The organism is Nocardia sp. NPDC003482, assembly GCF_053588115.1.
In genome coordinates this window covers 1-11,328 of record NZ_JBSFPI010000017.1, presented here as the reverse complement: position 1 = coordinate 11,328, position 11,328 = coordinate 1, and the positions used below count along the sequence as shown (strand labels likewise).

Genomic DNA, 11,328 nt, shown 5'->3' with positions numbered 1-11,328 from the left:
GAATCTCCGGCATGGCTGTCCCCACGACGCGAATGCTGGTGCTGGCGGTGGTCCGGATGCTGCAACCGGTGCACGGGTACGACGTGCGCCGGGAACTGCTGTCCTGGCACGCCGACGACTGGGCCAATGTGAAGCCCGGTTCCGTCTACGGCGCGTTGAAGACCGTGCACCGGGAGGGTCTGATCGCGGTCGAGGAGGTCGGCCAGGACGGGGCGCGGCCCGAGCGCACGACCTATCGGATGACCGCCGAGGGCGAGAAGGTGTTCGGCGACCTGGTGCGCGAGGCGCTGTGGTCGACCGAGCAGCCCAAGCATCCCTACTACGCGGCGATCGCGCTGTTCCCGGCCGCGCCGCGCGACGAGGTGGTGGCCGCGCTGCGCAGCCGCATCCTCAAGTTCGAGGCCGATCTGCTGCATCTCGAGCGCGAGGTGGCGCGCGTGCTCGCCGGGTCCGGGCATCCGGCCGAGGCCGAGCCGTATCACGTGGCCGACAACCTGCAACTGGCCGCCGACCACACCCGGGCTGATCTGGAGTGGTCGCGAAAGACCTTGCGGCGCATCGAATCCGGTGAGCTGAACGTGTGGACGATCCCGCCGTGGACGGAGGAGGGCACCGCCCCAGCGTAGCTAATCAAGTCTGAATACTAAAGCTTGACTATTCGAGCCGTCGTTCCTACCGTTCTCGGTATGGAAACGACGGCAACCGTTCGTGACCGCACCCGAACCTCGGTCATCCGGGTTCGGGGGCTGGCGCGAACGTTTCGAACGAAAACGGGCCCGGTCGAGGCGGTGCGCGGCGTGGACTTCGAGGTGCGCGACGGCGAGATCGTCGGGCTGCTCGGCCCCAACGGCGCGGGCAAGACCACGACCCTGCGCATGATCGCGACGCTGCTCGCGCCGACCGCGGGGGAGGCGGCGATCGCCGGGGCCGATCTGCGCGCCGACCCCCGCACCGTGCGCTCGCGCATCGGCTATGTGGCACAGGGCGGCATGACCGCCGACGTGGAGCTGGTCATCGACCAATTGGTCTTGCAGGCAAGGCTTTTCGGCATGAGCCGGGCCGAGGCGGTGGCGAGCGCCGAAAGCCTGTTGACCGCACTGGAATTGGAGGGCCTGGGCCCGCGCCGATGCCGCGAACTGTCCGGCGGGCAGCGCCGCCGCGTCGATATCGCCCTCGGCCTGGTGCACCGGCCCGGCCTGATCTACCTGGACGAGCCGACCACCGGACTGGACCCGCAGAGCCGGGCCAATCTGTGGGGGCACATCCGGCGGCTGCGCGACCAGGGCACCACCATCGTGCTCACCACCCATTACCTCGAGGAGGCCGACGCGCTGTGCGACCGCGTCCTGGTGATGGACCACGGCGAGATCGTCGCGGCCGGGACGCCCGACGAACTCAAACAGCGCATCTCGGGCGATGTCATCAGCCTCGAAATCGCCGACGCGCACGCCGAACTCGCGATCCGGATCGCGGAGCAGACGGTCGCGCCGCGCTCGAAGCTGTACACCGACGGGCGCGTGCACCTCACCGTGGCGCGCGGCGACGCGGCCGTGGTGCCGCTGCTGCGCGCCCTCGACGAGCACGGCATCACCCCGGGCTCGCTCACCGTCCAACGACCCAGCCTCGACGACGTGTTCCTCACCGTCACCGGGCGTTCACTCCGGGAGGAGGACCGATGACCTTTCTCCGTGAGACCGGCCTGATCTTCTGGTCGCAGCTGCGCGTCCAATTGCGCAATCCCGCTTGGGTTTTCATCGGGCTCAGCCAGCCGGTGCTGTATCTGGTGCTGTTCGGTCCGCTGGTGAAGGCGATCGCGCCGTCGCTGGGCGGCGGCGCGGACCCCTGGAAGGTCCTCACCCCGGCGCTGGTCATCCAGGTCGGGCTGTTCGGTTCGATGTTCGCCGGGTTCGGCATGGTGGGCGAGTTGCGGGCCGGGGTGATCGAACGGCAACGGGTCACCCCCGCGCGGCGCGGCGCGTTGCTGCTGGGCCGGGTGCTCAAGGATATGGTCGTGCTGATCGTGCAGGCGCTCGTGCTGGTCGCGGTGGCGGCGATCGCGTTCTCGTTGCGGCCCAATGTGTTCGGGCTGCTGGCCTCGGTGCTGCTGATCTCGGTGATGGCCGCCGGGCTGGCGTCGGGCTCGTACGCGCTGGCCCTGTGGGCGCGGGCGGAGGACGTGCTCGCCTCGATCCTCAACACCGTGGCGGTGCCGCTCATGTTGTTGTCGGGCATTCTGCTGCCGATGAGCCTGGGGCCGACGTGGTTGCGCGTGGTGTCCGACGTCAATCCGTTCAAGCACACCGTCGAGGCGGCCCGCGCGTTGTTCCGCGGCGACTTCACCGCCTCGGAGGTGTATCTCGGCACCGGGCTCACCGCGGCCGTGGCAGTGGTGTTGATCGTGATCGGGGCGCGCAGCTTCGCTCGCGAAAACGCCTGAGGGAGACCGGGCGAACCCGAATCGTCGAGCCGGTGAACGGTATGTGTGACGGCCGTCTCGTTCACCGGACTGGCATCGGGGCGACACTCGGCGGTCGCTCCCGGGCCGACTCGGACTGGCTTCATCGGGTCATGACATCTACGTCAGTGCTGACCGCGGGCCGCGCGGACGCCGGGGCGGGCCGGTCGCAGTACTCGCTGGTGGTCTCCTCCGATCTCGAACATCGCACCGCCGCACAGCGGCTGCGCTACCAGGTGTTCGCGTCGGAGCCGGGATTCGACATCCCGGTCAACGCCGACGGCCTCGACGCCGACCGCTTCGACGAGCACTGCGACCACCTGCTGGTCCGCGACGAACTGACCGACCAGTTCGTCGGGTGCTACCGAATGCTGCCGCCGGACAAGGTGCGCGCGGCCGGGGGCTACTACACCGCCACCGAATTCGACCTCACCGACATGGACCCCGAGGGCCGCCGCATCGTCGAAATGGGCCGGGCCTGCGTGGTTCCCGACCACCGCAACGGCTCGGTCCTGACCCTCATGTGGGCGGGCATTCTGCACTACATCCAGCTCACCGGCTACGACTGGGTGATGGGGTGCGTGTCGGTCCCGATGCGCGAGACCGAGGCCGACGCGCCCGGGGTGAACGTGCGCGGGGTGCGGGATTTCGTCATGGCCCGGCACGCGTGCGATCCGGCGCAGCGGGTGCGGCCGTACAACCCCGTGGTGGTGGACGGGTTGACTCTCGACGAGCTGGAACCGCCTGCGCGGCCGAAGATCCCGCCGTTGTTGCGTGGCTATCTGCGGCTCAACGCCGAGATCTGCGGCGAGCCCGCGCACGATCCCGACTTCGCCGTCGCGGACTTCGTCGCGTTGCTCGGGCTGTCCACCATCAACACTCGTTATCTCGATCGATTGCAGAGCGCCGCAAACACTTTCGACGGACGGTGATCATGACCCTCGCAGTGCAGTCGTTACCTGGTTCCGGGAAGCTGTCGTGTCCACCGGCGGCGCCGGTGCACGCTTGGATGCCGTCGAGCCCGTGCGGGCCTTCCTGTGTCGATATCGACGCGGCGGCGGGGAGCCTTCGCACGGGCTTCCGCATCCTGAGCGTGATCGGGTTGTTCGTGAGCTTTCCCGTCGTCAACGTCGCCACTCCCCGGAGTTTCCGGCCCTGGCTGCATCGCCGCTATGCGCGGGCGGTGCTGCGCTTCTGTGGGATTCGGTTGCGGGTGATCGATGAGCGTGGGGCGTCGGACGTGGGTGAGGGTGGGGTGCTGACGGTTGCCCCGCATGTCGGGTGGACGGATGTGATCGTCCTGGCGGCGGTACGGCCGATGGGTTTCGTGGCGCGTGCCGATCTGATCGAGTGGCCGGTGCTGGGTGGGCTTGCTCGGCGGATGCGGGTCATTCCGATCGAACGTGAGCGGTTGCGGCAGTTGCCGTCGGTGATCGGGGAGATGGCTGCTCGGTTGCGTGCGGGGGAGCGGGTGGCGATGTTTCCCGAGGGGACGACGTGGTGTGGGCGGGCGCATGGGCGTGCGCGGCCTGCGTTGTTTCAGGCGGCGGTGGATGCTGGGGTGCCTGTTCAGCCGATTCGGCTGCGCTACCTCGACGCTGACGGCGAGTTGTCCACTGTCCCTGGTTTCGTCGGCGTGGACACCTTCCTCGATTCGGCCCGCCGAGTGTTGCGCTCGAAAGGCGTTGTGGCCGAGGTCGTTCTGCTGCCCCTGGAACAGCCTGGCTCCGACCGCCACGACTTGGCCCGCCGCTGCGAATCCGCCATCCGCGGCGAAGAGACCGTCGACATCGATGCCCACGCCACAGCGGTAGGCACCGGCCCCACCCGAGAAATCGTCCCCGACCCCATCCCCGCAGCCTCCTGACCCCCGGCACGGCAACCCAACCCCCAGGTACGGCAACCCAGCCGCACCCTTTATTCGAATCCGCACCCGTTCTGTGGCCCTGAAAGGGGTGCGGATCCGAACAAAGGGTGCGGCTGGGGTTAGTTCTCGTGCAGAAGTAGTGCCCTGGAGTCGGTTTCGGTCAGGGCTGCGCGTCGGAGTTCGGGGATCGCGGCCTTGTAGCGGGTGATCTCTTCGTGGCGTTCGAGGTAGAGGTCTCCGGCGTATCCCTCGATGTGGACGATCGGGGGATGGGTCATCCGTGATTTGGACATCGGCGGGAATTCCATGAGGGAGAACGGGCCGATCAGGGGTCCGAGGTGGTGGCGGGTGGTGAAGGGGACCACTCGGATCGTGACGTTGGGGCGTTGGGCGATCTCGGCGAGGTGGCGGCGTTGTTCGGTCATGACGGCGGGGCCGCCCCATTCTTCGCGCAGTGCGGCCTCGGACAGGATGATCTCGATGGTGACGTCCGGATCGTCAAGGCTGCGTTGCTGTTTGAGGGTGCGTTGGATGCGTTCCTCGACCTGGTCGGTCGGTTCGTTGGGGTATCGGGTCCAGGTCATCGCGCGGGTGTAGTCGGGGGTGCGGACGATAGCGGGCAGGACGATGACCGCCCAGGTCGTCAGTCGGTTGGCCGCGCCCTCGACGACGGTGTAAGGGTCGAATTCGACCGGGCCTCGGTCCAGGTGCGCTCGCCACCATCCGCCGCCGCGTTTGGCGATGACCCGGACTTCGTGTGCCAGGGCGAGGATGAGTCGGCGCTCGTCTTGTGGTGCGCTGTAGAGATCGCAGAGGGTGTTCATGTAGAGGTCGCTCGCCGAGCGTGCCGAGAGTCCTTCTTCGACCCTGCCCATGGTTTGGGGTGATATCCCGAGAATGCTCGCCGCGTATGCCTGGCTGATGTCGGCTTTCTTCCGCAGCGTGTACAACCGTCGGCCGAGCGCTCGGAGCGCGAGTGTCGATCCTTGTGCGGGCATTGTGTTCCTTTCTGATTCGAATATGGTTCGTCAGTTTTCATCGTGTGATTTCCGACGGGTCGAAGAGGAAGAGTCGTTGGTAGGGAAGGGGTTTTAGGTCGGAGGTCACGGCGTGGTCGACCGTTACGTGTGCCAGCTGCTGTCGTTCGGCCTCGGCCGCGAAGATTCGCGCGGCGTGCTCCTCGGCTCGGTAGTGCTGTATCGGTATTCCGGGGACACCGAAGTCGACGGCGAGGTGGCATTGCACGAGATGGTCACATGGGCGTGACGGTCTGTCGAAAGCATGAGAAGGAAGCAGTCCGAGACATGGAAAACCTCTTTCCAACAATTGATCGAACGAGCGTCTTGGCCCTTCTCAGGGTGGTCCAGAGCCAGGGCCGACGGTAGGGCGCCGATGCCGACAGGTGAGTTGTCGGCATGGAGCTATGGGATGCTGGGTAAGGCGGAAAGGGACTTATGGACACCGATTTCCAGTCGGATCTGAACGCACGGGTCGCCCGCGACCAGGCACGCCACCGGGTGCCGGGCTTGGTCGTCGCCGTCGGCGTGGGAGGCGTTCGCTTCGCCTCGGCAACGGCGGGATTCGCCGACGTCGCGGGTCGAATCCCGACGACCAGCGCTACTCCTTATCGAATCGGCTCGATCACCAAGACGTTCACGGCAGCCGCGGTCTTGTCCTTGTGGCACCAGGGTGATTTGTCCTTGGACGCGCCGATCGGCCGATATCTGCCCGGACTGGACTTCGCGGATGTGCCGCTCCGCACTCTCTTGTCGCACAGCAGCGGGCTGCAAAGAGAAGTTCCCGGGTCGATGTGGGAGAGCATGCAAGGACCGTCGGCGACGGAGTTGATGGCCGCGCTCGGCGACGTCGAGCGGCTCGCATCGCCGGGTGAACGATGGCACTACTCGAATCTCGGTTACGCGCTGCTCGGTCAGATCATCGAACGGGTCACAGGGGAAGCGTACGAAACGCTTATCGACCGAATCCTATTGCGGCCGTTGGAATTACCTGACACGCGGTGGACGTGCCCGCCCGGGGCGGCCGTCGGTTACCGACTCGATCCCTATGCTGACGCCATCACCCCTGAGCCGACCATGGACCAAGCGGCGGTGGGCGCGGGCGGACAGCTCTGGTCCACAGGTGAGGACCTTCTGCGGTGGGGACACGCCTTGTGCGGAGGTGAACCCGACGTCGTGCCGCCGGAGGTGGTTGACGCGATGCACCAGCTACAGGTCATGGTCGATGCGGCTTCCTGGAAACGAGGGTGGGGTCTAGGGCTGATCCTCGATCGGCACGGGGATCACGTCTTGGCTGGACACACTGGCTCGATGCCCGGCTTTCAGGCCGCACTCAGCCTCGATAGGGCAACGCGCACAGTCGTTGTCGCGCTGGCGAACGCGACACGGAGCATGGATCTCGCGGCACTCGCGGCCGAGGTCACGTTCGACGCGATCGCGACACAGCCGAGCCCATCGCCCGCGGTATGGACGCCCGCACCGCCGTGCCCACCGGAAATGGCGGAACTTCTCGGCAGTTGGTGGATGGAGTCGGATGAGACGGTCTTCACCTGGCGCGGCGATGGCCTACATGCCCATCTCGCGTCCGATCCCGCCGCTACAGACACGCATTTCGCCGAGGAAGGGCCGGGCCGGTTCCGCGCGGTCGCCGGACGATTTCGAGGTGAGCTACTGCTGGTGACGCGAACGGAAGGACGTATCGAATTGCATTGGGCCACTTATCTTCTCACTCGGATACCGCAATGAATCGGTGCAGCCGATCGTGTGTATCCGAGGTGACGGCCGACCCGCGCACCACCGCATGCAACTGGTGATCGGCTGCGCGGAACACCCGCATCACGCGGGGAGTGACCGAGCCCTGCCGCGCATAGTCCAGCGCACGGTCTATCCCGGCAAGAGCGGCATCGGCGTCACCGATTCTCGAGCTGGCGATAGCGCTTTCGAGCTGCCAGATAATTCTGTTCCTGACGAAAGCCTCCGGGCCGCTGTATTCCTGCTCCCGCAGTGCCTGCACTGATTCAGCGGGATCACCGAGTGCCAGCAAACAGGACCCGCGGTGTCCGGCCAAAGCCGCGTGATCGAATACTGTGAGCCAGTAGGGATCCTCGTCTTCACCCGAGTGCTGTTCGAGTTCGGCCTCTGCCGTGGACAGCATGTTCTCGCATAGTGCGGATTCGCCCATTTTGGCGTGAGCCCGTGCCGCCATCGTCGCGACGAAGGCACTGAGCCTCCTGTTGCCGCTACGGTAGGCCCACGGCAATGCCCCGTAGGCGAGTTCCGCGCCCTTGGCTGCATCCCCGCTCCAGGTGTGCATGAACGCCTGATTCGGGCCGACGATGTACGCGATCAGATCGAACGCCTGTGCCGGCTCAGCGGAAAACCGAGCTCGCGCAAAGAGATCATCGGCGACTTTAATCCGACCACGATCGAACATCATCCAACCGGCCAGCTGCTGAGCTTCGGCCACGGTCCGCCGCAACTGTACGCGCTCACGCGATGACACCCTTTGTGCTATCGCTTCCGCCGATTCCGCACAGGCCACCACGTCGCGGATACTGTCGGTCGCCATCGTATGATCGGCGGCCCGCACCTCGACAATCAAGCGACGCAGGCGCTCCTCGGCATTGTCCGGCGAGAAGTCCTCGAACCGCGAAAGATTCAGGGCGTCATCCATTTCCAAGAACTCCGTCGCCAACCTGACCAACGCACCGTTGCCATCGAGTGCATTGTCGAGACGACCCACAAGATCAGGATGGGGACGCCGCTGTGCCTTCTCGATCTTCTCGATCAACGCACCGCTCACCAAAACGAGTTTCCCCAGCCCGCGCTGAGAATGCCCAGCCGCCACCCTCCGATCGCGCAGTTCGGCCCCGAAGGCAGCAGCAGCGGAGGATTGGGGATCGAGTTCACGCGGAACCTGGGCCACAACAGAATTATGCACACCGATGGCGAAAAGCAGTGCAAAACAGGGAGATTCTGCTATCCGGGCAAACCTACCAAACACCCGATCCGCATGGTCGAAGGAATGCCGCTGGGTACCAACGAATCTGAGGCCTGTTCGGCCATGCCCCCTGTATGCGGGCGAGATACAGCTGCGGCGAGGCTCGCGGCCCAGAAGCGAAGGTACGGGTATCGAGACTGCCCTACGCTGGAACGAGGACGGCGAGGAGGTTGACGAAGTGCAACGTCGAGAGCTTATGCGAGCCATCGCCATCATCACGGCCGCGGCGCCCGCGATCACCGCGGCGCTCAGCGCCGACGAGGTCGAACGTACGATCCGCGCGGTCGCAGCTCCCCGCCGCGCCGACGCTGCGGTCCTGGACAATATCGAGACGATGCTGAATCAGGCGCGGCTGCAAGATGATCGGCTCGGCCCGCAGGCGGCGATCCGGACGATTCTCGCCCAGGTCGACATCGTCCAGGCTCTGGTGGCCGGGCCGAACGATCTGCTGGAGCGCCGACTGAAGTCGCTGCAGAGCAAGATCTCTACGTCGGCGGGATGGCAGCTGTTCGACCTCGGGCGCACCGCCTCGGCGGAGGAGCATTTCGAGACCGCGCGAGGCCTGGCCGACGAGATCGGCGACGACGCGGCGGCCGCGATGGCCATGGCCGAGTGGTCCGGCATGACCGAAGAGGTCGGCAAGCCCGCCGTGGCGGTCGATCAGGCAGCGGCGGCGGAGATGCGTGCGGCTCGTTCTGGAGATCCGTTGCTACGGGCGCACACCGCGGGCATCACCGCGCTCGCGCAAGCGAAGGCCGGGTATCGAGCCGACGCCCGGAAGGCGATCGCTCGGGCAGAGCGTTTCGACGTGTCGACTCCGCGCACGCCGCAGGAGTCGTTGGCCTACTTCTGCATGGCAGGGCACATCGCTCGGATGCGCGCAAAGGCATTGCACCAGATCAGTGACCTGGACGCGGCCATCGACGCCGCACGAGAGTCGTTGCGATTGCACGCAGTTCGTGACAGAGCGGCTTCATACATCCTGCTCGGGAGAATCTATGTGGACGCCGGTGACATGGATGCCGGACTGAGCGCGATTCTCGACAGTGTGGAGGTTGGAGCGGCGGAGGGCTCTGCTCGGGTGTCGGGCCAGTTGCAGAGTGCGCGCACGTTGATCCATGTTCGGGCACCGGGGTCGGAGGTGGCTCGGAAACTGGACGTCCGCATGGCGGAGTTGCAGTTGGTCTGAGGCGGAGCCGGGGCATGAATTCGAGTTAGGCGCACTCGCAGAATCAAACGCACAGGAGTGTCCCATTGCCTACCTGCTCACGCTGCGCAAGTACTTCACCGCGCCCACCGATGGGGGTCGGTGCATGCTGGGGTGACAGTTTGTTAAGCAGCCTGTCGAGTTCGTGAGACTCCTGCCGATAGGGCTTGACACAAAGACCTCTTGTCAGGCCGACCGTCCGGTCAGCCAGCTCAGTTATCGCGATCAGTATTGCAGGCCGCTTGTCCAGGCTATTCGTGGATTGCGCATGGTCCACGTGAAGCCCTGTGTCGGTCGAGGCGAGTGCCTTCTGCCAGTGCCTTAGGGTGATGTGCTCGATTTGCCTCACGTGCCCCTCTTCATCCATCGATCGCGGTCCCGCACCGATTCCGCGAGCGCGGCGTGTTGACGAAACTGATTCCGGGTCCGAAGGCCGATGCGCGACCACGAGCGAGTGGGGCCTAGACGCGGTCGTCCCAGGGAGTCTAAAAAATGGACAGGAAGGACAGATGGGCTCGAATCTGCTACGGGTAGACCTATCCATGGGTGTAGTCGCTGGCTGAGTCAGTTCGATCGGCTGCAAGTAACACTATGTAACGCAAGGGGTATATCAAAGGCATGAACCGCAAGAGGGCTCTCCTTGCTTCGACTGTTACAATAAGTGGAATCGCTGCATTCATTTTCAGCGATTTTGAGCCTGCAGTGAAATTTATAGTGACGCTGGCTAACGCAGATGTCGCCAACCCCGCAACAGTTGTGGTGTGGGCGTCGCTATTTTTGAGAGTGGCGGTATTCCTGGCGGTCATTCTGGCGGCAGTGCTAGTAGACGCGCTCATGTACCGTCGTAAATTTCTTTGGCATAAGAGCAAAAAACGCTATCATATTGACGATGTCATCGCGGAAATAAAGAGCCGCGAGACTAAGCTGCCCAACCTCTTGATATCTGGATATTCCTTCGGATTTGCGCAGTCGATTAGGCTGTATTTGACGGCAATCCACACCCGGAGATGGTTGTAAAGATATTGACGTTCAGTCCCGATTATGTTCGAGAATACTGCCTGGAAGAGGTGGGGCGTATCGATTTCAGGATCAGTCGTCAAGATGTAATGATCAGGGAATGGCTTAGACTCGAAGAGTTTTCACTAGTGAAGCGGGTCGAAGTCTATCATTTCAAAGCTCTTGCGGTTGAATATTCTATTTCCCTAGATGATGCAGTTTTGTACATTGGACTTTACCCTTGGCGTACCGAGAATGGAAACATAAACTGGTGAAGACTCCTGACAGTGCGCGCTATATGGAACGCCTTGTCAATGCTGATGGGTTGCTATTCGATTGTGTCCATCAGATGCTAGAGTCACGCCAGACGGAAAGTGCAAAACAGCAATACGCAGGCCCCTAGGGGTTGCCAAATCTGAAGCTTCCCGACTCTGGCTGCAAAATCTGGCTCGGTCACTTGCCGTGCGAGGGCAGAATCTCAGGGATGGTTGCGCCAGATATCACTTGTGTCGGGCCAGTTCGACAGGATTCCAGGAGTTGTGGTTATCGGGGAACCTCATTTGCGTACAGAGCCCATCTCAGGCGCAGCTCGCGTCGGCCCTTCGAAGAGCTGCAGTACTGCCGAGCGACGTGCGCGACAAGCACTGGTCAAGACCATACCCTGTGGGTTGGCCGCCTTCGGGGTCGGTCGAGGTTGTGTCCAGCAGGATGGTGTACGACCGGACGCCAGCGAAGTGGTGGCGTGTCGTAGCCGAGTAGAGGGTGGTCACCGCGTGATCCTTCAAA

Annotated in this window: 12 protein-coding genes; 9 read left to right on the top strand and 3 right to left on the bottom strand. The window is 64.1% G+C overall.

All coding sequences use genetic code 11. The features are described 5' to 3' along the window. Nucleotides 1-11 precede the first annotated feature (11 nt). The 5 genes from ACWDSJ_RS25040 to ACWDSJ_RS25020 all read left to right on the top strand — a co-directional run bounded on the left by ACWDSJ_RS25040 (nucleotide 12) and on the right by ACWDSJ_RS25020 (nucleotide 4,322). The gene (locus tag ACWDSJ_RS25040; protein WP_450034660.1) at nucleotides 12-626 is read left to right on the top strand and encodes a PadR family transcriptional regulator; all 615 of its coding nucleotides are present in this window, start codon (nucleotides 12-14) and stop codon (nucleotides 624-626) included. A gap of 60 nt (nucleotides 627-686) precedes the next feature. Continuing rightward, nucleotides 687-1,679: an ABC transporter ATP-binding protein gene (locus tag ACWDSJ_RS25035; RefSeq protein ID WP_450034658.1), complete on the top strand. Its 993-nt coding sequence runs from the start codon at nucleotides 687-689 to the stop codon at nucleotides 1,677-1,679. Continuing rightward, on the top strand, nucleotides 1,676-2,437 hold the full coding sequence (locus ACWDSJ_RS25030; protein ID WP_450034657.1) for an ABC transporter permease: 762 nt from the start codon (nucleotides 1,676-1,678) through the stop codon (nucleotides 2,435-2,437). The genes ACWDSJ_RS25035 and ACWDSJ_RS25030 overlap by 4 nt, the downstream gene beginning before the upstream one ends. Nucleotides 2,438-2,568: 131 nt before the next feature. Then, nucleotides 2,569-3,387: a GNAT family N-acetyltransferase gene (locus tag ACWDSJ_RS25025; RefSeq protein WP_387369992.1), complete on the top strand. Its 819-nt coding sequence runs from the start codon at nucleotides 2,569-2,571 to the stop codon at nucleotides 3,385-3,387. A gap of 77 nt (nucleotides 3,388-3,464) precedes the next feature. Further along, nucleotides 3,465-4,322 (top strand): lysophospholipid acyltransferase family protein, encoded by an 858-nt coding sequence (locus tag ACWDSJ_RS25020; RefSeq protein ID WP_450034892.1) that lies wholly within the window; start codon nucleotides 3,465-3,467, stop codon nucleotides 4,320-4,322. Nucleotides 4,323-4,441: 119 nt separating this feature from the next. On the opposite strand, the gene ACWDSJ_RS25015 is transcribed toward ACWDSJ_RS25020, so the two are convergent. Then, the gene (locus ACWDSJ_RS25015) at nucleotides 4,442-5,320 is read right to left on the bottom strand and encodes a helix-turn-helix domain-containing protein (protein WP_450034655.1); all 879 of its coding nucleotides are present in this window, start codon (nucleotides 5,318-5,320) and stop codon (nucleotides 4,442-4,444) included. Nucleotides 5,321-5,432: 112 nt separating this feature from the next. Between ACWDSJ_RS25015 and ACWDSJ_RS25010 the strand changes: the two genes are divergently transcribed. Together ACWDSJ_RS25010 and ACWDSJ_RS25005 are read left to right on the top strand one after the other, a co-directional pair. Then, entirely contained in the window at nucleotides 5,433-5,588 is a 156-nt protein-coding gene (locus tag ACWDSJ_RS25010) for a hypothetical protein (protein WP_450034654.1), read from the top strand. A gap of 188 nt (nucleotides 5,589-5,776) precedes the next feature. Further along, complete coding sequence (locus ACWDSJ_RS25005) at nucleotides 5,777-7,084, top strand: serine hydrolase domain-containing protein (RefSeq protein WP_450034653.1); 1,308 nt, start codon at nucleotides 5,777-5,779, stop codon at nucleotides 7,082-7,084. Here ACWDSJ_RS25005 and ACWDSJ_RS25000 read toward each other — a convergent pair. Beyond that, nucleotides 7,065-8,264 (bottom strand): helix-turn-helix domain-containing protein, encoded by a 1,200-nt coding sequence (locus tag ACWDSJ_RS25000; RefSeq protein WP_450034652.1) that lies wholly within the window; start codon nucleotides 8,262-8,264, stop codon nucleotides 7,065-7,067. The genes ACWDSJ_RS25005 and ACWDSJ_RS25000 overlap by 20 nt on opposite strands. A gap of 271 nt (nucleotides 8,265-8,535) precedes the next feature. Here ACWDSJ_RS25000 and ACWDSJ_RS24995 point away from each other — a divergent pair, with 271 nt between their 5' ends. Then, nucleotides 8,536-9,528 (top strand): hypothetical protein, encoded by a 993-nt coding sequence (locus ACWDSJ_RS24995; RefSeq protein WP_450034651.1) that lies wholly within the window; start codon nucleotides 8,536-8,538, stop codon nucleotides 9,526-9,528. 636 nt (nucleotides 9,529-10,164) lie between these two features. Then, nucleotides 10,165-10,563, top strand: a complete 399-nt coding sequence (locus tag ACWDSJ_RS24990; RefSeq protein WP_450034649.1) for a hypothetical protein — start codon at nucleotides 10,165-10,167, stop codon at nucleotides 10,561-10,563. 557 nt (nucleotides 10,564-11,120) lie between these two features. Here ACWDSJ_RS24990 and ACWDSJ_RS24985 read toward each other — a convergent pair. Then, on the bottom strand, nucleotides 11,121-11,328 hold a 208-nt coding region (locus ACWDSJ_RS24985), incomplete at its 5' end, for a hypothetical protein (RefSeq protein WP_450034647.1).